Genomic DNA, 22,161 nt, shown 5'->3' on the forward strand with positions numbered 1-22,161 from the left:
TGAGAATTAATCCAAATGTCTGATGTTTTCAGGTTTGAAAAAAAAGGGAATGGATTATTTTCTCTAACTTTACATAAAAGAGAAATATTATGTTATCAAAAAATATCGAAACAGCTTTAAACAAGCAAATCCGCATAGAGGCAGAATCTTCGCAAACCTACCTTTCTATGGCTTGTTGGGCTGAAGTACACGGACTGGAAGGAATTGCGCAATTTATGTACACACAGTCAGACGAAGAGCGCGCGCACATGCTAAAGTTAATAAAGTATGTAAACGAACGCGGAGGTCACGCTCATATTACTGATCTAAAAGCGCCTAAAACATCTTATTCGACTTTCAAAGAAATGTTTGAGGAACTTTACAACCATGAACTTTTTGTTTCAAAATCAATCAATGAACTGGTACACATTACTTTTGAAGAAAAAGATTATGCAACACATAATTTCTTACAATGGTATGTTTCTGAACAAATCGAAGAAGAAGCGACAGCTAAGTCAATCTTAGATAAAATTAACTTAATTGGAGATGACAAAGGTGGACTATACTTGTTCGACCGTGATATTCAACAATTAACGGTTACAAGTTCGATCGCTATCAACCCAAAATAAAAAAAGTTAAAATTTATTTAGAACATTTAAAAATAACTTTTTTCTTTTATATTTGTCTCTGTTTTTATAATACAGAGGAAAATTGAGCAAGAAAGAAAAAGACAAGGACAAAAAAAAGGATAAGAAGAAAAAGAAAAATAAAGCTGCTATCCTTGAGAACATTAAGAAGTTGGAAAACTGTAAATCTTCTTGTTGTGAGAAATACAAAAAAAGCGAAAAGAAACGTTGCTCACGTTGTCCTATGTTTGATTTATTCAAAAAAACTGCTTAACGAAATATACAAACCCACCAAACGGTGGGTTTTTTAATTTAAAACAACAGACTCTTTACAAACAAAAGTTCAATAGAACACGGATTAAACTGATTCGCTATGCGAAAACACGGATGAAAACCGATCTTTTGTATCATATGAAATACGTAATCTGACCATACTCTACTTTATCCTTTTTAAAAATCTGTTCCCATCCGCGTCTTCGTGAAACGAATCCGCGTCATCTGTGTTACAATGCGGAAGAAAATCTTAACTTTTGCAATTGACTCGTGCAATACTTAAATGTTTGTGTAACTTTGTTGATATCCGTTTTTATTACTACGGTTAAAACTAATTTCCCTATTTTTAATATAGATCCTCAAAAAGACGTGGCATTACTTATGGAAAACCAAATTACGATACCCAAATCCAGTCTTGATTTTTTATCTCTGCTTAAAGAAAACAACAACAAGCCCTGGTTTGAGATACATAAACCAGAATATCTAATCGAACTAAATCATATTGAAATCTTTGCAGGTGCTTTGCTTCAGGAACTCTCTAAAACAGATGTTCTGGAGACAGCTTCAGGCAAAAAAAGCGTTTATAGAATTTATCGTGATATTCGCTTTTCTAAAGACAAAACTCCTTTTAAAACCTTTTGGGGAGGCAGTTATACCAGAGCAACAAAAGAAAGACGCGGCGGTTATTATTTTCATCTCGAGAAAGGAAATAGTTTTCTGGCCGGTGGTTTTTGGGGGCCAAACGCGGCAGATCTCAAACGCATCCGAGCCGAATTTGGTCACGATTCTCAAGCCATGCGGAAAATAGTACAGTCAGAATCATTTATCAGCACTTTTGGGACTTTGCAGGGAGAGCAACTTAAAACGGCTCCCAAAGGCTACGACATAAACCACGAAGCTATAGATTTACTCCGTTACAAATCGTTTCTGCTTATCAGACGTTTTACTGATGAGGAAGTACTGAGTCCTCTTTTTCAGGAACAGGCTCTCACGACTTTTAAAAACATGAGACCCTTTTTTGATTATATGAGTGAAATATTAACGACAGATATTAATGGTGCTTCCATTTTATAAAATACAAACCGGACAGGTTTTTGAAACCTGTCCGGTTTAGATTATCGACCGTCAATACTATTTACTTCAATAGTAAAATTTCATTTACGACTACCTCAGTAATAAACTTTTTCTCTCCGTTTTTGTCGTCGTAGCTTCTGTGGGTCAGTTTGCCTTCAACAGCAATTTCTTTCCCTTTTACGACAAACTTTTCGATTATTTCGGCTGTTTTGCCCCAGGCTGTAACGCGGTGCCACTCGGTTTGTTCGACTTTCTCTCCTTTGTCATTGGTATACTTTTCATTGGTAGCGATACTCAAATGTGCTAATTTTCTACCGTTTTCTAATGTTTTAATTTCCGGATCGTTTCCTACGTTCCCAATTAACTGTACTCTGTTTTTCATTGCATTCATGGCGTATAATATTTAAATGTTAGTATAAAATGAATTCGTTCATCAAATTCAACAGGACAAAGATCTGACGAACGCAAGCAATTATCCGGTAGACAACTATTTACTTTCGGTTGTAACTATTTGTAACCGTTTGTAAATGGAATTTATTTTGTATATTTGAGAGAAACCTTACGATATGCAGACCAAAATCAATAAAGTCGAATTGCGAAATTTGGAATTCGATGACTATAAGCAGCTAAAAGATTCTATGGTAGAATCGTATCCCGAAATGGCAGATTCGTACTGGAAAGAGGACGATATTAAAAGACTACTTTCTATTTTTCCAGAAGGACAGCTTGTTATACTGGCAGATGGAAAAGTCGTAGGATCGGCTTTATCCTTAATTGTCGATGAAAAGCTAATCGACAAAAGACATAATTACAAACAAGCAACAGGAAACCATACTTTTTCGACCCATAATAAAAATGCAGAGATCCTCTACGGAATCGATGTTTTTATTCACCCTAATTATCGCGGTTTACGTTTAGGCCGACGTTTATACGATGCCCGAAAAGAACTTTGCGAACAGTTAAATCTAAAAGCAATCGTTTTTGCCGGCAGAATTCCAAACTATGCCCAGCATTCTAAAAAGCTTACTCCAAAAAATTATATCGACAAGGTAAAACATAAAGAATTACACGATCCGGTACTTTCGTTTCAGTTAAGTAATGACTTTCATGTATTGCGAATCATTAAAAATTACCTTGAAGGCGATGAAGAGTCGAAAGAGTTTGCGGTACTTTTAGAATGGAACAATGTCTATTACGACGAAAGTCCAAAATTAATTAACCTCGAGAAAAGTGTCATCCGTTTGGGACTGATTCAATGGCAAATGCGTCCGCTTAACAATATTGAAGAATTTTTTGAGCAGGCCGAATTTTTTATCGATGTCGTTTCGGGTTATGGAAGTGATTTTGCCTTATTCCCTGAGCTTTTTATAGCTCCCTTGATGGCCGATTACAATCATTTATCGGAAGCCGAAGCCATTCGTGAACTGGCCCGATATTCAGATCCTATCCGAAAGCGTTTTCAGGAATTTGCCATTTCGTACAATATCAATATCATTACCGGAAGCATGCCTTATCTGGACAATGGAAACCTTTACAATGTTGGTTTTCTTTGTAAAAGAGACGGAACTTCGGAAATCTATACTAAAATTCATGTAACTCCAAATGAAGTACAGCATTGGGGAATGAAAGGCGGCTCTCAGTTTAAAACCTTTGATACTGATTGTGGAAAAATCGGTATTCTGATTTGCTACGATGTTGAATTTCCGGAGCTTTCGAGAATTATGGCCAACGAGGGAATGAACATTTTGTTCGTGCCATTTTTAACCGATACTCAAAACGCCTACACCAGAGTGAAACACTGTTCGCAGGCACGTGCCATCGAAAATGAATGTTATGTCGCTATTGCCGGCTGCGTAGGCAATCTCCCGAAAGTAAACAATATGGATATTCAATATGCTCAGGCCTCTGTTTTTACGCCTTCAGATTTTGCTTTTCCGAGTAATGGAATAAAAGCCGAAGCAACGCCAAATACAGAAATGACTCTTATAGTTGATGTTGATCTGAACCTGCTGAAACAGCTACACGAACATGGAAGTGTACGCACGTTAAAAGATCGAAGAACCGATTTGTACGAAGTTAAAAAGATAGATTCATGAAAACATGCCTCGAATGCTCTGAAAAAATTGTAGGCAGGGAAGACAAGAAATTCTGCTCAGACAGCTGTCGAAATGCTTACAATAATAAAATAAATAAAGACAGTACAAATTTCATGCGTAATGTAAACAATAAATTACGAAAAAATTACCGAATTTTGAGCGAACTAAACCCTAACGGGAAATCTAAAGCAACAAGGGATAAAATGACAAACAAAGGTTTTGATTTCGATTTCTTTACCAATATCTTGCAGACCAAAACAGGAAACACCTACTATTTTCTGTATGACCAAGGATATCGCTCTTTGGATAATGATTATTTTATGCTTGTTAAAAAAGAAATATAGTACCTATCTACCATGAAAAAAAACCAGACCTCAATTCTAGCCATAGTTTGCATTCTTGCTATTCTTGGCATTATATACGCCACAATGATGCCACAGGTAATCTCTAAAGGAGATGAGGCTCTTGCTGAGTTTTCTACGGACAGAGCTTTAAATCAAGTTAAAATTATTGCGCAGAAACCGCACTATGTGGGTTCTCTCAATCATGAACTGGTAGCCAATTATCTTAAACTTGAACTGAACCAAATTGGTTTGGAAACCAGTGTTCAGGAAGGCTTTACTTTAAATGATAGAGGACTTCTTGTAAAATCAAAAAACATTCTTGCCCGCATAAAGGGTACCAACAATACCAAGGCGCTTTTACTTCTTTCCCATTACGACAGTGCTCCACATTCTTTTTCAAAAGGGGCAAGTGACGACGCTTCAGGTGTTGCCACTATTCTCGAAGGAATTCGTGCTTTTTTATATGCAAAACAACCGCATAAAAATGACATTATCATTCTTTTTTCGGATGCTGAAGAACTGGGATTAAATGGTGCGGCTCTTTTTGTAAACAGCCATCCGTGGGCAAAAGATGTAGGTTTGGTTCTTAATTTTGAGGCCAGAGGATCCTCAGGTCCAAGTTATATGTTAATGGAAACCAATAAAGGAAACAAAGCATTGGTAAAAGAATTTTCTAATGCAAAAACTACTTACCCGGTTTCCAATTCACTTATGTACAGCATCTACAAAATGCTTCCAAATGATACCGATTTAACGGTTTTCAGAGAACAAGGAAACATACAGGGATTCAACTTTGCTTTTATAGACGGTCACTACAATTATCATACACAACAAGATGATGTTCAGCACCTGAACAAAACGACTCTGGCTCATCAAGGAACTTATTTAATGCCTTTATTAAAATATTTTTCCAATGTAGATTTAAATACTACAACTTCAACAGAGGATGATGTGTACTTTACCGCTCCGTTCTCCTTCATTAATTATCCTTTTTCATGGGTATGGCCAATGACAATTATTGCTTTGGGATTGTTGATTATTTTCATCTTTATAGGAAAAGCAAAACGTGTTATCACTTTCAGAGAAATATTCAAAGGATTTGTTCCTTTATTGGGATCTCTTATCATAGCTGGTGTGGTAACCTTTTTAGGATGGAAAATTGTTTTACAGATTTATCCGCAATATTCTGATTTATTGAATGGATTCACCTACAACGGTCATGCTTATATTGGTGCATTTGTAACACTAAGTATCGCTATTTCATTTGCCTTCTACCATCATTTTTCAGAAGCTAAAATTACCATGAATCATTTTGTAGCACCGTTGCTGCTCTGGATCATCATTAATGCATTTGTAGCTAATAGTCTGACCGGTGCAGGTTTTCTGATCATACCGGTATACTTCGGCATACTCCTGTTCGGAATTTTTGTTCTTACTCAACATTATAGTCTCGGACTCAATCTACTGTTTAGTATTCCGGCATTTGTTATCATCGCTCCCTTTATTGTGATGTTTCCGGTTGGTTTAGGATTAAAAATACTCTTTGTAAGCGCTATTCTAACTGTATTACTTTTTACATTGGTATTACCGATATTTGGCACGTTTGCTAAAAAAGGGATCTGGACGATCTTTTTCTTTGCTGTTTCAATTGGCTTTTTTGTCTATGCGGGATACCACTCCGATTACGAACCAGGAAAAGCAAAATCAAACAGTTTACTGTACGTTTACAATGCCAATACCAACTCTGCTCTTTGGGCCACTTATGATGTTAACCTTGACGATTGGACCAAAACTTATTTAGGACAAAAAAACCAGAGCGCTGTTGGCTTAAATACATTACCAATAGCCAGTAAATACAATTCAGGCTTTACCTACAGTGCGATTGCTCCTGTAGTCGACATACCGAAACCAACAATTGCATTTTTAAAAGACAGTGTGGTTGGCAATAACAGGTATTTAAAAATAAAAATCACCCCAAACAGAAAGGTAAATCGTTATGACATTTATGCCAATCCAAAAATGACTTTTTTCAATTTCAAAGCTAATGGAGTTTTAGCTTCTGGGCAGAAAGGAAATCGTCTGGAACGCGACGGCATGAAAATCTTATGTTACTATGTGGTAGGTAATGAACCTCTTGTCATGGAATTTTACACCAACAAATTAACGGCTCTGGATATGGACTTAATTGAAAGTTCTTTCGATTTGATGACCAATCCGCTACTTAAAGTAAAACCAAGAAGTAATTGGATGATGCCAACACCTTTTGTACTCAATGATGCAGTACTCATTCAGCAAAAAATAAAACGCTACACAACACCCGCAACTGTTCCTGCACCTACAGCAATAGTGAAAGACAGTACAGTCCTAAAAAAAGACAGCTTAAAACCTATTGCAAAGCCAATTGTAAAACCACAATAAAAACACTTATTATGGCAACAAATATCTCTACAGTTCTTTTAAATGCTCCATCTGAAAAAGTCTGGAATACACTCACTCAACCTGAGTTGGTCAAACAATGGCAATACGGCAGTGACTTAATCACGGACTGGAAAATTGGTAATGAAATCAGATTTAGAAACGAATGGGAGGGTCAGGTTTTTGAGCAATGGGGAACTGTTTTGGAGATTATCCCCAATCAGAAAATCAAATATTCTTTATTCTTCCCCAGACCGGAATTAGAGGACAAACCCGAGAATTACTTCGTAATGAGTTATGTCTTAACAGAAGAAAATCAGAAAACAAAACTCGAAATTGTTCAGGAAGACAATCGCCCCGGAGCAGTTCAGGAAAAACCTCAGGGTGAAGAAAACCCAATTTTACAAGCTTTAAAAGCTTTAATCGAATCGTAAAGACGATCATTTATCGACACAAAAAATCGGTAAATTTTAATTCTTATAGCTTTACAGCTTTAAACACAAAATGACACAAATAAGTATTCTAGGCTGTGGCTGGCTGGGGTTACCTCTGGCTAAAAAACTAACCGCAAAAGGACATCTGGTCAACGGATCGACAACTTCTGAAAGTAAACTTACTATTTTAAAAGAATTAGGCATAAATCCTTTTCTGGTTACACTTGAAAGCGAAAGTATTTCCAATACCATAACTGATTTTTTAACCGAAAGTGAAATCTTAATTATCGATATTCCACCCAAATTAAGAGAAAGTAAAACCAATGTTGCCACTTCTACTGAAATGGTATTTGTTCGAAAAATGGAGAATCTAATTCCGTTTATAGAAAAATCAACAGTAAAAAAAGTACTTTTTGTAAGTTCAACCGCAGTTTACGGAAACGACAACACAACGATCACAGAAGATACGCCCCCAAATCCGGAAACCGAAAGTGGTAAACAATTGCTTTTAGCGGAGACTTTGCTTCAAGAAAATCAAAACTTTGCAACCACCATATTGCGTTTTGGCGGTCTAATTGGAGAAGATCGTCATCCGGTAAAATTTCTGGCCGGAAAAGAAAACCTTGAAAACCCTGATACTCCGGTAAATCTGATTCATCAAAACGATTGTATTGCCATCATCGAGGCAATCCTAAATCAGTCTCAATGGAACGAAGTTTTCAATGCTGTAGCACCTTTTCATCCAACGAGAGAAGAATACTATACTCAAAAAGCAAAAGAACACAATCTGAATCCACCGAAATTCAGAGCTGAAAAGTCAAACATTCAAAAGGTCATTTCAAGTAAAAAAATGGAATCGGTTTTAAATTATCAATTTAGACGGGACCATTACTAAAAGCCTCGTATCCGGTTGAGCGAAGTCGAAACCTACTTATAAGCCTGCCACTTCACTCAGGACAACAATCGTTTGCCCGAACATAAAAAACTTAAATTACCTCCCTAACTTATATCATTTAAAAAAAACTTTGCGAACTTTGCGATAAACCTTTACTCTTTTGCGGTAAAAACTTTACGTTTAAAACTATGGAAACAGTTTATGTCAATTCACCATTAGGAATCACTAAGATCGTTGGAGATGAAGACGGCATTGCTATTGTCTCTGTTTCTGATGTTGGCGACAATGACATTTCGCAAACCATTCCTAAAGTTCTGGAAGAGGCCGTTTCACAGCTTCAGGAGTATTTTGATGGTAAAAGAACCGACTTCGATTTAAAACTAAACCCAAAAGGAACGGACTTCCAGCAAAAAGTATGGAAATCACTATTGGAAATTCCATACGGAAAAACCATCAGCTATATGGATCAGACCAAGAAACTGGGAGATGTAAAGGCTATTCGCGCTGTTGCATCAGCAAATGGTAAAAATCCACTGTGGATTGTGGTTCCCTGCCATCGTGTTATTGGTACAAATGGTTCTTTAACAGGTTATGCAGGTGGTCTTTCCCGCAAAAAATGGCTCCTGGAACATGAGAATCCCAGTACGCAACAGCGTTTATTTTAGTTTCTGAACAAGACATACCTTTACGAAAGCTGAAGGTAAAAAAGTATCGAAGTCTTAAAAATATAAGCTATTTCTTATTTTTAAAATCATTTGCGTACTTTTATAAATCTAAATGCCTAAAAATATAAGACGTCTCCATAATGATTGAAAAAATTAACCTTAACAACATTCTTTTCCTTGATATTGAAACGGTACCGGAAGAGGAAAATTTCAATTCGCTTGACGAAGAAATGCAGTCTCTTTGGGATCAGAAGACACAATACCAGCGTAAAGACGATTTTACTCCCGAAGAATTTTATGAACGTGCCGGAATCTGGGCAGAATTTGGTAAGATTGTGTGTATTTCGGTTGGCTATTTTACCATCAAAGGTGATGTTAGAAATTTTAGGGTAACCTCTTTTTTTGGAGATGAAAAGAAAATCCTGCGCGACTTCAACAATCTCCTCAACAATCATTTCAATAAACCACAGCACCTGCTGTGCGGACACAATGCCAAAGAATTTGACATTCCGTTTATTGCCCGACGCATGATCATCAATCAGATCGCTATTCCGGAAAAGCTTAATTTATTTGGCAAAAAACCCTGGGAAATAGCTCACTTAGACACTTTAGAATTATGGAAGTTTGGCGATTACAAGCACTTTACCTCTTTAAAACTATTGACCAAAATTCTGGGAGTTCCCTCTCCAAAAGGCGATATCGACGGCAGTCAGGTTGCACATGTCTTTTATGTAGAAAAAGACATTGACCGAATTGTGACCTATTGTGAGAAAGACACCATAGCTGTAGCTCAGATTTTTCTTCGCCTGCGCCGTGAAGATTTATTAATTGACGATGAAATCATTCATGTCTAATACTGCTTTAAACAATGGATTCAAAAATAGCACAGCTCAGGCTCATCTCTCAAAAACTTCATAAAACGACTGACAGTACACCACAAGAAATTGTGCAGCATTTAGGTGCAATGCAGGCTCAGGACTATGCAATGGCAAAATGGGCAGTCGGCTCCCGCTGCGATGCTTCAGAAAAAGCGATTGAAGAAGCTATCAATTCGGCACAAATTATCCGAACTCATATTTTACGACCTACCTGGCATTTTGTTTCTGCCGATGATATTTACTGGATGTTGGATCTTTCAGGCCCACAAGTCAAACGCATTGTAACTTCTTATGTAAAAAAATACGGTTATGATGCAAAGAAACTAGATCAGACTAATGCCGCTATCCAAAAAATACTCGCAGGAAACAATCATCTCACCCGTGAAGAAATCATGCAGGAACTTAGCATTACTAAAACTCCTGGTCCTGATCATTTAAGCGGTCCTATTATGATGTATGCCGAGCTCGATGGTTTGGTTTGTAACGGAAAAATGAAGGGAAAACAAATGACGTATGCTTTACTTGAAGAAAGAGTTCCGAAAACACAAGGCAGACTAACCCAAGAGGAAGGCTTGGCAAAACTAGCCCTTCGCTACTTTGAAAGCCATGGCCCTGCTACTCTTCTTGACTTTTCCTGGTGGTCAGGTTTCTCCCCTACCAGCTGTAAAAATATCATTAATGCAATCGAATTGCAATTAAACTCTATTACCATTGAGGATCAGAAGTATTGGTTCAAAAATGATATTTCTACCGAAGATGACTTCCACGAAAGCATTCATTTTCTTCCGGCTTTTGATGAAATCTTAATCTCGTATAAATCCCGAGAAGCATCCATTTTACCAGAACATCAACCAAAGGCTTTTACCAACAACGGTATTTTCAAACCTATAATTCTGGAAAACAGCAAAGTCATCGGAACCTGGAAACGCACCATCAAAAAAGATCATGCCAAAATAGAAACTCAATTTTTTAACGAGACAGAAAATCATAAAAAGGCAATTCTTTTTGAAGGCATTAAGCCTTTTGAAAACTATTTAGGAACCAAAATTCAAATCGAATAATTTGAATTTTCACAAAACCGAATTGCTTTCAATGAAATACTTCCTGTTTCCTCTTTAAAATCCTTGCGCGTTTTAGGGTTAAATAATTACATTTACAAAAAAATATAATTATGGTATTGAGCAGATTTTGGTTAGCTATTTTTGTGTCTTCAATTTTATTTGTCGTAGTGAGTTTGTTTACTGGCAACAGTTATACGCTTGATTTTATTTTGAACGGACAAAAAGATGACCCAATTCTGGTTTCTGAAAAATATCTGGAGCAAATTCCTGCTTTTGTGAGAGACAGCATCGATTTAAAAGAAGATAAAACCATGATTGTAAACAGGGATTTAACAAATCCTGATACTACTTATGTTTACAAAAACAAAACGGTAAAAATTTACAGTGGTGTACAAAAATCAGACGGTTTACTACCAACCTGTAAAAGTACTTTGATCGACATTATCATTCCATTAATTGCCTACTTAGCCTTTTTCTGCGGATTAATGGAACTTTTAATCGTTTCCGGAGCTTCCGAAAAATTGGCAAGATTCCTAAGTCCGATGTTTACCAAAGTGTTCCCTACGGTTCCTAAAAATCATCCTTCGATATCCTATATGACCTTAAATTTTGCAGCAAACTTCCTTGGTTTAGATTCTGCTGCCACGCCATTTGGACTAAAAGCAATGGAGAGCTTACAGGAACTGAATGTAGAAAAAGACAAGGCAAGTGATGCTCAAATCATGTTTATGTGTCTGCATGCATCAGGTCTGACCCTGATTCCAACTTCAATTATTGGATATCGCGCCGCAGCAAATGCGGCCAATCCGGCTGATGTTATGCTTCCGTGTATCATTACTTCGCTAATTGGAACTGTCGCAGCATTCCTGATTGTGGGAATCAGGCAAAAAATAAATTTCAAAAGTGCTTCATTGGTACTTGCTTTAATGGCTATTATTGCTGCGATCATAGGATTATTGTTCTATGTCAATCATTTAGATTTAATTGGAAAAAACTATTTTACTTCTAATCTTTCAGGATTGATGTTGGTTGGAATCATTGGAATTACACTCATTTTCTCCTTCATTCATGAGAAGAAATTTGTAGCACAAGACACTACAATGTTCGATACTTTTGTAGAAGGTGCTAACAATGGTTTAAAAACCGGAGTTAAAATATTTCCTTATGTTTTAGGAATGTTGGTTGCCATCTCTCTTTTTAGAAATAGCGGATTGTTTGAAATTATAAGCAATGGAATTGGATTTCTCTTTAGCAGTATCGGCGTAAGTTCCGAAATCATAAATGCGTTACCGGTTGCATTACTTAGACCTTTTAGCTCAGGAGGTTCCAGAGGATTCTTACTGGATTCGATGAGTACTTTCGGAGCAGATTCCCTTACCGGACGTTTGAGCAGTATTTTCCAATGTAGTGCCGAAACTACTTTTTATGTAATTGCGGTTTACTTTGGATCGGTAAATATCAAAAACACCCGATACGCGCTTACCACTATGTTACTGGTTGATTTTATTTGTGTAATCGCTGCGATTTTTGTGGCAAGCTGGTTTTTTTAATCCCAAAAAAAGATTTTAATCAAAGCCTAAAAAATAACAAACCATGAAACCACAATACCTTTTACTTCTATCGTTTGTAATCGCCTGTCAAAAACCAAAATCCGAATCGCAGATAATAAGTATCAATCCTGAAAACAAAGTTGAAAACACAATTCCCGCTAAAGAAAAATTCTTGAAAACGGATACAATAACTCTTAACGATGAGGGCGAAACCCCAGCAAACAAGTATATTCTTGCACATCTTATCAGCCAAAAGGCAGATAAAGACAGTATCGTAACCGGAAATTACCACCTTGATTTTTACCAAAATAAAACCAAAACTGTTTCTTCAAGAATCTCTATTAAAGGAATCGAAAAAGGTTCAGAATGGGGAGCTTCTCTTGGATTGACTTCATCCACGACTAAAAACTCTCCGTTCATTCATATTAGTTTTGGATATCCTGCTTGCGGTTATAATCAGAACAACTATTTATACTATCTGAAAAATAAAACCGTACAATTGGTTCATGAATGGTCAAGCATGTCCGATAGTGGCTGGGGCGGATGGGTTGAATTTGTAAATCCTTCTGCAAAAGTCAATCCGGATTCCTTTTACTGCAAAACTGTTTTCTTTGAACCCGATGACAATGACGAAAATATGGGAACAGTTAAATACTCCGATTCAATGGTTTTTCGCTTGATTGGAAATCAGTGGAAAAAGCAGCTGCTTACCAAGGAAGACCAAACCTATTTTGAGAAAAAAATGAGTTTTGATGACTTCCACAGTCAAAAATAAAGGATAGAAAACGCACCTTATTCAAATTCTTTCTTAGGTAAATAATTTCTAACTTTGTAAAAAACAAAACAATGATTGATTTTATATACCAGGACCCTTATCCTATTTTGAAGGATGATACGCAATACCGCAAAATCACCTCTGATTTTGTAAAAGTAGAGCAATTTGGACAACGTGAAGTTTTGACCGTTGACCCAAAAGGATTAGAATTATTGGCGGAAGAAGCCCTTACCGATGTTTCGTTCATGTTACGAACGACCCATTTACAAAAACTAAGAAACATTCTTGACGATCCGGAAGCTACAGATAACGATCGTTTTGTTGCTTACAACTTATTACAAAATGCATCTGTTGCTGCCGAAGGTCAGTTACCTAGCTGTCAGGATACGGGAACAGCTATTGTAATGGCAAAAAAAGGAGAAAGCATTTTTACAGGTGTTGATGATGCTGAATGGTTAAGCAAAGGAATTTTCAATACGTATCAAAAGCGCAACCTTCGTTATTCTCAAATTGTTCCGATTTCGATGTTTGAAGAAAAAAATTCAGGCTCAAATCTTCCGGCACAAATTGATATCTACGCCAAAAAAGGAACTTCTTACGAGTTTTTATTCATGGCAAAAGGGGGTGGATCTGCTAATAAAACCTACTTGTACCAACAAACAAAATCTTTATTAAATGATAAATCGATGGATGCTTTCATCCGTACGAAAATTAAAGATTTAGGAACATCGGCTTGTCCTCCGTATCACCTGGCTTTAGTAATTGGAGGAACTTCTGCGGAAGCGAATCTAAGTGCTGTAAAAAAAGCATCTGCGGGTTATTATGACCACCTTCCAACTTCAGGAAATATGGCCGGTCAGGCGTTTCGTGATTTAGAATGGGAAGAGCGTGTTCAGAAAATCTGTCAGGAGAGTGAGATTGGTGCTCAGTTTGGTGGAAAATATTTCACACATGACGTTCGTGTAATTCGTTTGCCTCGTCACGCGGCTTCTTGTCCGGTTGGATTAGGAGTTTCTTGTTCAGCCGACAGAAATATTAAAGGAAAAATTACCAAAGACGGAATCTTCGTGGAGCAATTGGAAGTAAATCCAAAGCAATTTTTACCGGAAACAGCTCCGCACTTAGAAGCGCCTGTTGAAATTGATTTAGATCAGCCGATGGCCGATATTCTGGCCAAATTATCACAATATCCAATTAAAACCCGTTTAAAACTTAACGGAACTGTAATTGTAGCCCGTGATATTGCACATGCCAAAATCATGGAATTATTGGAAGCAGGTAAACCGATGCCGGAATACTTTAAAAATCATCCCGTTTATTACGCCGGGCCTGCAAAAACACCGGAAGGAATGGCTTCAGGAAGTTTTGGACCGACAACTGCGGGACGTATGGACGTTTATGTAGATGAGTTTCAAAAACATGGAGGCAGTATGATCATGCTGGCCAAAGGAAACCGTACCAAACAGGTAACAGATGCCTGTAAAAAATATGGCGGATTCTATCTGGGTTCTATTGGAGGTCCCGCTGCTATTTTAGCACAAGACAATATCCTAAAGGTTGAAGTCGTAGATTTCGAAGAATTAGGAATGGAAGCGGTTCGTAAAATTACCGTTAAAGATTTCCCAGCTTTTATTATTACAGATGATAAAGGAAATGATTTTTTTGAAAATCTGTAGCTTTTTTTAGGTGCAAAGGCACAAAGTTGCAAAGGTTCAGAGATTGATTCTACATAAAAAAGAAAACCGCCCTTATGGCGGTTTTCTTTTTTACTATGTATATCCTTTGAACCTTTGCCTCTCTGCACCTATGAACCTATTATCCCTCTAATTCTTCACTTTCGAAAGCAATGAAATGAGACAACTGTCCTTTTAAATTAAAAACAGGATGTGCATTGATTTTACATTTATAGGTTCTGCCGTCTTTTCTGTAGTTTTCAATTGTTTTTTCAAAAGGAATTCGCTGCTGAATGGCTTCTTTTATTTCTTTAAGCACAACTTTTGAAGTAGCCGGTCCCTGAAACATTTTCGGAGTTTTACCCAAAACCTCTTCTTCTTTATAACCTGTCATTTTTCTGATTCCATTTGAAGCAAAAATGATCTTCAAATCCAAATCGGTAACCAGAACTACTTCATTTTTTATTCTTTCTTCAATTTCCAGATTTTTGGCGTCCCAGATAAACTGACTCGAAATTTTATTCACTTTCTTTACATCAGTAAGAATCGCTTTTAATTCTTTTAAATGTTCACAATGAAAATCCCAAGCCATAATAGGGACTGAATTACGATGAGAAACTTCTTCAAATTTATTCGTTTTCATTGCGAATGATTCAATGTTAATGTACTGTTACTCTCAAAGGTAGAAAGAAAATTCATCATAAAAGAACAAATTACATGATTTAATTATTCCTTAATGCAATTAGAAGGAAAATTTAAGTTGGACTACTACTGCCTTTTTTTCTTCTGTATTTAGGTTGTTCAACGAAATGCCAAGCAATCGAACAGAATCTTTCATTCGTTCCTGATACAGAAGCTCCTCTACGGTCTCTAGAATCAAACTTTTATCAGAAATAAAGTATGGCAGCGTTTTACTGCGTGTTTGTTGCGTAAAATCGCTGTATTTGATTTTAAGTGTCACGGTCTTGCCCGAGATGTTATATTTTTTTAATCTTTTTTCTAAAGATACCGCAATCTTTTCAAGCTGTTCGAGCATAAAAATTTCAGAGGATAAGTTGACATCGAAGGTGTGCTCGGCCGCAACTGATTTCGTTACACGAGACGCTTTTACTTCACTATTATGAATTCCGCGAACCACATTGTAATAAAAGGCCCCCGATTTTCCGAAATGTTTCTCCAAAAACGCTACGTCTTTGCTCTTAAGATCTGCTCCTGTGAAAATTCCCAATTGGTACATTTTTTCGGTGGTCACTTTTCCAACACCGTAAAACTTCCGAATGGGCAATTCTTCCAAAAAGTTTAAAACCTCGTCCGGATTAACCGTTTTCTGTCCATTTGGTTTGTTAACATCCGATGCAATTTTCGCTACAAACTTATTAATCGAAATTCCCGCAGAAGCCGTGAGCCCAACCTCATTGAGAATTCGGAGTCTGATTTCCTGTGCAAGCAAACTTGCGCTTGGGTTGCCTTTTTTATTTTGTGTCACATCAAGATAAGCTTCGTCCAGCGAAAGAGGCTCAACCTGATCTGTATAGTCATGAAATATTTTATGAATTTTATTCGAGATCTCTTTGTAACGATCAAATCGCGGACGAACGAAAATAATTTCCGGACAATATTTTTTGGCCAGAACACCACTTATGGCACTTCGTACACCAAATTTTCGCGCTTCGTAACTTGCAGCCGAGACTACGCCTCTATTCTCTGATCCGCCAACAGCAACAGGTTTTCCACGCAAAGCGGGATTATCCATCTGCTCTACCGAAGCATAAAAAGCATCCATATCAATATGAATGATTTTTCGATATGTTGGGGTTTCGGACATACTACAAATTTAAAGAGGAAAGGCACAAAAAGTATCGAAAATAATCATAAAAATAATCTCTCCAATCACCCCTTAAAATTCATTCCAAATCTCAAATTTCACATTTTACATATAACAATTCAAATCACACCATTTGTAAAGATTCTCAAGTTACTAGTCTCAAACGAATCCTTTTCGTTATTTTTGTATTTCTACATTAAAGAATTAAAATGCGAACATTTGTTATAGGCGACATACACGGCGGATTACTCGCGCTGGAACAAGTGATGAAAAAAGCCAAAGTTACTACACAAGATACTCTTATTTTTTTAGGCGATTATGTTGACGGATGGAGCCAATCTCCCCAAGTAATTGAATATTTAATGGACTTAAAAAGTAAGCAAAATTGCATTTGCATCAGAGGAAATCATGATGAACTGCTTTTGTCCTGGTTTAAAAGCAAAACAGAAGATGTTGACGAAACTTTATGGTTCAAACATGGCGGTGAAGCGACTGTTCTGGCTTACGAAAAACTGAGTGTGGAAGAAAAACAGGCACATATCGCTTTCCTCGAATCATTGGAGGATTATTACCTTGACGATCAAAACCGATTATTTGTTCATGCAGGTTTTACCAATCTGAATGGCGTCAAATATGAATATTTTCCAAAATTATTCTACTGGGACAGAACGCTTTGGGAGACAGCTCTTTCGCTAGATCCTAATTTAAAAATCGGTGATGCACTTTATCCTAAGCGTTTTACGTTGTATAAAGAAATCTATATCGGACACACTCCTGTCACCCGAATTGGCGAAACAACACCTGTACAAAAAGCAAATATATGGAACGTTGATACTGGTGCCGCTTTTAAAGGCCCGTTGACTATTTTAAACGTCGACACTAAGGAATTCTGGCAGAGCGAACCGCTAAATGAACTGTATTCTTCTGAAAAAGGCAGGAATTAACTCCTAAAATGGCTATTTTTGCACTTAAAAAAATAATTAAAATTTATATTTATGAAAAAGGTAATTACACTTTTGTTTTTAGTATCATTTGGATTCACACAAGCACAAGAGGCTTTTAAAGGAAAAGGAGACATTAGAGTGAATGTTGGTGCTAACATACAAAATGGTGGTTCCGGAATTCAGGGTTCGGTAGATTTTGGTCTTGGAGAAAATTTCTCTTTTGGCTTTGTAGCCAATTATTTATTAGGAGTAGACAATTTTAATGGTTTCTATCATAACAACCCAACGCCATACACTGATTTAAAACCGAAGTTTAGTGATCGTTTTGATGCTAAAGCCAGAATTAATGCTAATCTAAGCAGTGTTATTGGGGTTAAACAATTGGATGTTTATCCTGGTTTAAGTTTAGGGTTGCGTAACTTTGGAGGTCATGTTGGCGGACGTTATTTCTTTACGGATGGATTTGGTGTTTTCACAGAGATTGGATTTCCAATTGCAAAATACGGAAACAACAACGATGTATTTGATCATTTAAACAATCAGGCAACTTTTAGTTTAGGAGCCTCATTCAATTTACAATAAGCGCAACGGATAAGAAAATATAAGTTTTATTTAAAACCGTATTTCCTCTGAAATTGTCCGACAGCAAAATTTATAAAGTCAAAAAAAACCGCCTAGCTGGGCGGTTTTTTATTTTATCTGCTTAGCAAAATACTCCAATGGGCTCCGCTAAACACTTTATACTTTTCTGAAAAATTCCCCTGATTGACTGCGAGCGAGAAATTTAAAAGACTGTTGAAGTAACAAACAGCTGTACCAATTGCTGCTTCACCAAATGTATTTACTAACTTTAGTTTTCCTTCGTATACTTTTTTAGTACCATCAAAAACCTGAACTCTCACGACATCTCCCGCTTTCAAGCCTAATTTTTCAGCGGTCTTTTTATCGATATTTGTCCAGACATTGCCATACTGAATATCCAAAACCGGAATACCTCCTTTAATAACTCCATTTTCTAAAACCGGTTTCTGATAATCAATTTTCACCACTTCATTAGGCAGCTTAGGCCCTACTTCTTCAAATGCAATCGTTTTTGAGGCTAATCGTGCTCCGGTAAAAGCATATACATCGCGTCCATGAAAAGTATACGATTCATTTGAGTTTTGTCGACGGTTTTTTACTTCATCAATTTCGCGAATTTCCTGAATTCCTAATTGTTCTGCAATTAAAGTCAAGGTTCCATTATCGGGAGTCACAAAATAATGTCCTGATTTGGTGCGTAAAACTACAGAATGTCTTGCGGTTCCCACTCCCGGATCACAAACGGATACAAATACAGTTCCTGCAGGATAGTACTGTGCGGTTTGTGACAGGCGATAAGCAGCCTCCCAAATATTAAATGCCGGAATTTCATGCGTCAGATCAAATATCTTCAAATCTGTTGAAACTCCCATTGCCACTCCTTTCATTGCTGATACCGCCCCATCTTTCAACCCAAAATCAGATTGAAAAACCAGCACGTTATTCTGAGAAAAACTACTAAAACTAAGGGCATACAAAAAAAGCAATAAGTACAATTTCATCATGATCTTTTTTAGGATTACTAAACAAACTTACAAAAAGCGGTCTTACTATGACATACAAAAATTACATTCGGGAACTCCATAAAAAAGCCCCGCAAATTGCGAGGCTTTTCGTTTTTTAAACTAACAATTTTATTTTTTGGCGAATTTCTTAACGATTCTTTTAGCCCCATTATTCAACTCGATAACATAAAGTCCTGTTTTTAAAGTTCTCACATCAATAGGATTTCCTGAAAGCTCTCCTGAGCTCACTTGCTGACCCAATGTATTTGTAATTCTGAAAGTATATCCTGTATTATCTGCTAATGAAACATTTAATTCATCAACAACCGGATTTGGATACAATGCAAATCTTGCCGTTTCATTAGTTTCAACTAATCCTGCTGCAATTTCCTGATTTACAATAGCTCCTGAAGCTGTGATATTGATCGAATAATCTTCTACTTGTCCATAAGAAAATGACTCACAAGAAGTTGGTATTCCGTTATATTTCATAGAAACTCTAAGTCTTGTTGTACCAAGTGTTGCTGTAGCCGGAATTGTAATAGTTCCTGTAGCTGTAGCCGCTGTAGAGGTTGCTTTCGTCCAAACGGTTTCACCTGCATCTGCAAAATCCCCATCTTGGTTGTAATCGATAAAAACTGCATATCCTTCGCTGTAAACAGTAGAAGTCCAAACCGGAGTGATTGTTATCGTATAGGCTGTTCCTCTGGCAGCATTTGTAGAGATAGCGGTATAGTTTTCATAACCAGTTGTTCCTGTTGAAGTGTTGTTGATGGTACCGAATACCACTTTTCCAATTCTCTCATCTACAGTACTGTTCCCCTGAGAGTTACAGTAGTTTAAAGATGCAGCTGTAGTGGTAACATTTACAACATTACTTGCTGTTGAAACATTTCCTGCTCCGTCTTTGGCTTTTACACTAAAGCTATACGCTGTCAATGCTGTTAAACCTGTTACAGTATAATTGGTTGTAGTAGACGAACCTTTTAGAGTTGTTCCCTGGTAAATATCATACCCCGTAACCCCTACATTATCTGTTGAAGCAGTCCATGTTAAATTAGTTGTTGACCCCGTTGTTCCGGAAGCAGCAAGATTTGTTGGCGCTGTTGGCGCAGTTGTATCATTTGAATCCACATACGCAGCTCCAACACCTACAGCATAAAATGCATTAGTGGTAGCAATAACTTCCGGTGAACCGGCACCATACAAATCAATAGCCGATTGTATTCCTGAAGTTCTTGCATTGGCAAAAGTAGAATTTGCTGTTAAATACACGCTTTCCAGACGGTACGCAATTTTTGCCGCTTTATCAATTGTAATCCCTGTTACGTTATAGGCATTTCCAATATCATTTGTACCAGATTTACCCACAGACAAAATGTAAAACCAATGGTTTAATACACCGGAGTTGGTATGTACACCGCAATAATCGTTACTGCTTGTTGGTGTACAATTTGGATTGATCCAATAGGTTCCGCCATAAGTGTCCGGCTGACCTTCAGAATTTGGATCACTCATTGAGCGCAAAGAAAGGTGCCCTGATCTTCTTTCGATATCTTCACCAATTAACCAGATCGATTTTGTTGGTGCTGCTGCATATTCAATACAGGCTCCCCAAATATCAGAGAACGCCTCGTTCATCGCTCCGGATTCTTTTTGATACGCTAGATTCGCTGTATAAGTACAAACAGCATGTCCAATTTCGTGTCCTGCAACATCAATAGCAGTCAGGATATCGAAATAAGTTCCGCTTCCGTCACCGTAAGTCATTACACTACCGTTCCAGTAAGCGTTATCGTAGGCATTGCTGTAATGTACGTAGCTTTTTATAATTGCTCCTGCGTTATCAAAGCTGTTTCTGCCATGCACTGTTGACCAGTAATCATATGTTTTTTCAGCTCCCCAATGTGCATCCAAAGCTCCATTGTCTTTGTTCGCATTGTTATACTCAGCAGCGGTCCAGTTATTATCGGCATCCGTAAAATTTACGGCTGCTGTATAACTGGTTCCCTTTTTCATATTGTAGGTGTTGATTCCCAAACCTCTTGTCGCATCAGCAAGTATATAGGACGCTCCGCTTAAGGTAGTTTGTATTACCTGCGTTCCGCTGTAACGTGTCGCGGCATTGGCTGCAACAAAAGCTTTTTTAGTATTTGCGTCCTCTTTTTGATTTATTGCTTTGGCGGTTTTTACTTTATTTCCGTGGCTGTATTCACCAAGGTGTTTTATGGTAGCGTTATAAAACAGGACTTTTCCGGTTTCTGCATCGATATAAAGATCACCGCGGCTTACCGGGTTGGTGGCATAAATGTCAAATTTATAAGCCAGTCTCACCTTATCTGACTTTCTGGTTTCACCCTGTTCTTCCATTGCCGGCAATAAAACCAATTCGCCTTTTGGCTTCTCATAGTTCATTGCTGCAGCATCTTGCGGGTTTTCCCACAGGTATTGTTTTGCTCCTGTATAAGCAACCGCTCTGTCGAAAGCCGCTTTACTGGATAATTTTGGGGTTGTTTTTACATTTTGAAGGGCATAAAACTCTCCGTTCATGGAAACTAATTTTCCTTCTTTGGAATGTAGTGTATAATTGGCAAATTCTACTTTAATACCTTGCTCGTACAATTGAAATTTTTCATGTGTAAAACCTTCTCTGTCAGATTCGATCTTAATTTTAGAAAAAGACTGATTGTCTTTTAAACCTAATTGTTCTTTAAAAACAGTGTTGTAATCTGTTCCTCTGTAAGTAGATTTATCACTAAAAGTGATTAAGCTTGGTTGCCCATTTTCGGATACATTTTTCTGACTTACCCGTTTGTCTGTGTTTTGAGCAAATCCTGATACTGAAAATGTAAGAATAACAACGGCTGATGCCATGATTTTTGGTAATTTTCTGTCCATAATAATGTGGTATTTAGTTTGGTTAAATGGATTACAAATAAAATATTAAACGTAAGTAAATACTCTATTTTAACATAAAAGTATTTTATTTATGTTATATAATCGATGAAATTTGCCGTTAATCGATTAAATACAATCTTTTTTACTTTAAATTTACTTTTATTTAACAA

Annotated in this window: 21 protein-coding genes; 16 read left to right on the top strand and 5 right to left on the bottom strand. The window is 37.1% G+C overall.

Going from position 1 to position 22,161, the window contains the following annotated elements; translation table 11 throughout:
- Window positions 1–89 precede the first annotated feature (89 nt).
- The 3 genes from M4I44_RS04005 to M4I44_RS04015 all read left to right on the top strand — a co-directional run bounded on the left by M4I44_RS04005 (window position 90) and on the right by M4I44_RS04015 (window position 1,952).
- Window positions 90–608, top strand: a complete 519-nt coding sequence (locus tag M4I44_RS04005; protein WP_017495882.1) for a ferritin — start codon at window positions 90–92, stop codon at window positions 606–608.
- An 82-nt stretch (window positions 609–690) separates the two neighbouring features.
- Window positions 691–879 (top strand): hypothetical protein, encoded by a 189-nt coding sequence (locus tag M4I44_RS04010; RefSeq protein WP_017495881.1) that lies wholly within the window; start codon window positions 691–693, stop codon window positions 877–879.
- A gap of 380 nt (window positions 880–1,259) precedes the next feature.
- Window positions 1,260–1,952, top strand: coding sequence for a DUF2461 domain-containing protein (locus M4I44_RS04015; protein WP_249966581.1), 693 nt, complete (start codon window positions 1,260–1,262; stop codon window positions 1,950–1,952).
- Window positions 1,953–2,013: 61 nt separating this feature from the next.
- Here M4I44_RS04015 and M4I44_RS04020 read toward each other — a convergent pair whose 3' ends face one another.
- The gene (locus M4I44_RS04020) at window positions 2,014–2,343 is read right to left on the bottom strand and encodes a single-stranded DNA-binding protein (protein ID WP_249966582.1); all 330 of its coding nucleotides are present in this window, start codon (window positions 2,341–2,343) and stop codon (window positions 2,014–2,016) included.
- A 175-nt stretch (window positions 2,344–2,518) separates the two neighbouring features.
- Here M4I44_RS04020 and M4I44_RS04025 point away from each other — a divergent pair, with 175 nt between their 5' ends.
- The 11 genes from M4I44_RS04025 (at window position 2,519) to M4I44_RS04075 (ending at window position 14,741) form a co-directional block, all read left to right on the top strand.
- Window positions 2,519–4,048: a bifunctional GNAT family N-acetyltransferase/carbon-nitrogen hydrolase family protein gene (locus tag M4I44_RS04025; RefSeq protein WP_017495878.1), complete on the top strand. Its 1,530-nt coding sequence runs from the start codon at window positions 2,519–2,521 to the stop codon at window positions 4,046–4,048.
- On the top strand, window positions 4,045–4,392 hold the full coding sequence (locus M4I44_RS04030) for a hypothetical protein (RefSeq protein ID WP_017495877.1): 348 nt from the start codon (window positions 4,045–4,047) through the stop codon (window positions 4,390–4,392). The genes M4I44_RS04025 and M4I44_RS04030 overlap by 4 nt, the downstream gene beginning before the upstream one ends.
- 12 nt (window positions 4,393–4,404) lie before the next feature.
- Window positions 4,405–6,810: a M28 family peptidase gene (locus M4I44_RS04035; protein ID WP_249966583.1), complete on the top strand. Its 2,406-nt coding sequence runs from the start codon at window positions 4,405–4,407 to the stop codon at window positions 6,808–6,810.
- Window positions 6,811–6,821: 11 nt separating this feature from the next.
- Window positions 6,822–7,241 (top strand): SRPBCC family protein, encoded by a 420-nt coding sequence (locus M4I44_RS04040; protein WP_249966584.1) that lies wholly within the window; start codon window positions 6,822–6,824, stop codon window positions 7,239–7,241.
- 70 nt (window positions 7,242–7,311) lie between these two features.
- Entirely contained in the window at window positions 7,312–8,136 is an 825-nt protein-coding gene (locus M4I44_RS04045; RefSeq protein ID WP_249966585.1) for an SDR family oxidoreductase, read from the top strand.
- 188 nt (window positions 8,137–8,324) lie between these two features.
- Window positions 8,325–8,801, top strand: a complete 477-nt coding sequence (locus M4I44_RS04050; RefSeq protein ID WP_249966586.1) for a methylated-DNA--[protein]-cysteine S-methyltransferase — start codon at window positions 8,325–8,327, stop codon at window positions 8,799–8,801.
- 140 nt (window positions 8,802–8,941) lie between these two features.
- Entirely contained in the window at window positions 8,942–9,655 is a 714-nt protein-coding gene (locus M4I44_RS04055) for a 3'-5' exonuclease (RefSeq protein ID WP_017495872.1), read from the top strand.
- 14 nt (window positions 9,656–9,669) lie between these two features.
- On the top strand, window positions 9,670–10,740 hold the full coding sequence (locus tag M4I44_RS04060) for a winged helix DNA-binding domain-containing protein (protein WP_249966587.1): 1,071 nt from the start codon (window positions 9,670–9,672) through the stop codon (window positions 10,738–10,740).
- A gap of 110 nt (window positions 10,741–10,850) precedes the next feature.
- On the top strand, window positions 10,851–12,290 hold the full coding sequence (locus tag M4I44_RS04065) for a nucleoside recognition domain-containing protein (protein WP_017495870.1): 1,440 nt from the start codon (window positions 10,851–10,853) through the stop codon (window positions 12,288–12,290).
- 43 nt (window positions 12,291–12,333) lie between these two features.
- Window positions 12,334–13,065, top strand: a complete 732-nt coding sequence (locus tag M4I44_RS04070) for a hypothetical protein (protein WP_249966588.1) — start codon at window positions 12,334–12,336, stop codon at window positions 13,063–13,065.
- Window positions 13,066–13,136: 71 nt separating this feature from the next.
- Window positions 13,137–14,741, top strand: a complete 1,605-nt coding sequence (locus M4I44_RS04075) for a fumarate hydratase (protein ID WP_249966589.1) — start codon at window positions 13,137–13,139, stop codon at window positions 14,739–14,741.
- Window positions 14,742–14,880: 139 nt separating this feature from the next.
- On the opposite strand, the gene M4I44_RS04080 is transcribed toward M4I44_RS04075, so the two are convergent.
- Together M4I44_RS04080 and dinB are read right to left on the bottom strand one after the other, a co-directional pair.
- Window positions 14,881–15,381, bottom strand: coding sequence for a PAS domain-containing protein (locus tag M4I44_RS04080; protein WP_017495863.1), 501 nt, complete (start codon window positions 15,379–15,381; stop codon window positions 14,881–14,883).
- 99 nt (window positions 15,382–15,480) lie between these two features.
- The gene (dinB, locus tag M4I44_RS04085) at window positions 15,481–16,563 is read right to left on the bottom strand and encodes a DNA polymerase IV (protein WP_249966590.1); all 1,083 of its coding nucleotides are present in this window, start codon (window positions 16,561–16,563) and stop codon (window positions 15,481–15,483) included.
- 209 nt (window positions 16,564–16,772) lie between these two features.
- Between dinB and M4I44_RS04090 the strand changes: the two genes are divergently transcribed.
- Both M4I44_RS04090 and M4I44_RS04095 read left to right on the top strand, forming a co-directional pair.
- Window positions 16,773–17,507: a metallophosphoesterase family protein gene (locus M4I44_RS04090; RefSeq protein ID WP_249966591.1), complete on the top strand. Its 735-nt coding sequence runs from the start codon at window positions 16,773–16,775 to the stop codon at window positions 17,505–17,507.
- A gap of 51 nt (window positions 17,508–17,558) precedes the next feature.
- Window positions 17,559–18,089, top strand: coding sequence for a DUF6646 family protein (locus M4I44_RS04095; protein ID WP_017495859.1), 531 nt, complete (start codon window positions 17,559–17,561; stop codon window positions 18,087–18,089).
- 113 nt (window positions 18,090–18,202) lie between these two features.
- On the opposite strand, the gene M4I44_RS04100 is transcribed toward M4I44_RS04095, so the two are convergent.
- Window positions 18,203–19,093, bottom strand: coding sequence for an S-adenosyl-l-methionine hydroxide adenosyltransferase family protein (locus M4I44_RS04100; RefSeq protein WP_249966592.1), 891 nt, complete (start codon window positions 19,091–19,093; stop codon window positions 18,203–18,205).
- Window positions 19,094–19,222: 129 nt separating this feature from the next.
- Complete coding sequence (locus M4I44_RS04105; RefSeq protein ID WP_249966593.1) at window positions 19,223–21,991, bottom strand: M4 family metallopeptidase; 2,769 nt, start codon at window positions 21,989–21,991, stop codon at window positions 19,223–19,225.
- Between the last annotated feature and the right edge of the window lie 170 nt (window positions 21,992–22,161).

Source organism: Flavobacterium sp. B183, from assembly GCF_023539155.1.
Classification (GTDB): domain Bacteria; phylum Bacteroidota; class Bacteroidia; order Flavobacteriales; family Flavobacteriaceae; genus Flavobacterium; species Flavobacterium tructae.

Coding starts and splice junctions, on each gene's coding strand:
- M4I44_RS04050 (WP_249966586.1), top strand. CDS start 8,325: ATGGAAACAGTTTATGTCAATTCACCATTAGGAATCACTAAGATCGTT.
- M4I44_RS04015 (WP_249966581.1), top strand. CDS start 1,260: ATGGAAAACCAAATTACGATACCCAAATCCAGTCTTGATTTTTTATCT.
- M4I44_RS04035 (WP_249966583.1), top strand. CDS start 4,405: ATGAAAAAAAACCAGACCTCAATTCTAGCCATAGTTTGCATTCTTGCT.
- M4I44_RS04045 (WP_249966585.1), top strand. CDS start 7,312: ATGACACAAATAAGTATTCTAGGCTGTGGCTGGCTGGGGTTACCTCTG.
- M4I44_RS04055 (WP_017495872.1), top strand. CDS start 8,942: ATGATTGAAAAAATTAACCTTAACAACATTCTTTTCCTTGATATTGAA.
- M4I44_RS04025 (WP_017495878.1), top strand. CDS start 2,519: ATGCAGACCAAAATCAATAAAGTCGAATTGCGAAATTTGGAATTCGAT.
- M4I44_RS04100 (WP_249966592.1), bottom strand. CDS start 19,093: ATGATGAAATTGTACTTATTGCTTTTTTTGTATGCCCTTAGTTTTAGT.
- M4I44_RS04070 (WP_249966588.1), top strand. CDS start 12,334: ATGAAACCACAATACCTTTTACTTCTATCGTTTGTAATCGCCTGTCAA.
- M4I44_RS04095 (WP_017495859.1), top strand. CDS start 17,559: ATGAAAAAGGTAATTACACTTTTGTTTTTAGTATCATTTGGATTCACA.
- M4I44_RS04030 (WP_017495877.1), top strand. CDS start 4,045: ATGAAAACATGCCTCGAATGCTCTGAAAAAATTGTAGGCAGGGAAGAC.
- M4I44_RS04080 (WP_017495863.1), bottom strand. CDS start 15,381: ATGAAAACGAATAAATTTGAAGAAGTTTCTCATCGTAATTCAGTCCCT.
- M4I44_RS04005 (WP_017495882.1), top strand. CDS start 90: ATGTTATCAAAAAATATCGAAACAGCTTTAAACAAGCAAATCCGCATA.
- M4I44_RS04090 (WP_249966591.1), top strand. CDS start 16,773: ATGCGAACATTTGTTATAGGCGACATACACGGCGGATTACTCGCGCTG.
- M4I44_RS04075 (WP_249966589.1), top strand. CDS start 13,137: ATGATTGATTTTATATACCAGGACCCTTATCCTATTTTGAAGGATGAT.
- M4I44_RS04060 (WP_249966587.1), top strand. CDS start 9,670: ATGGATTCAAAAATAGCACAGCTCAGGCTCATCTCTCAAAAACTTCAT.
- M4I44_RS04020 (WP_249966582.1), bottom strand. CDS start 2,343: ATGAATGCAATGAAAAACAGAGTACAGTTAATTGGGAACGTAGGAAAC.
- dinB (WP_249966590.1), bottom strand. CDS start 16,563: ATGTCCGAAACCCCAACATATCGAAAAATCATTCATATTGATATGGAT.
- M4I44_RS04065 (WP_017495870.1), top strand. CDS start 10,851: ATGGTATTGAGCAGATTTTGGTTAGCTATTTTTGTGTCTTCAATTTTA.
- M4I44_RS04105 (WP_249966593.1), bottom strand. CDS start 21,991: ATGGACAGAAAATTACCAAAAATCATGGCATCAGCCGTTGTTATTCTT.
- M4I44_RS04040 (WP_249966584.1), top strand. CDS start 6,822: ATGGCAACAAATATCTCTACAGTTCTTTTAAATGCTCCATCTGAAAAA.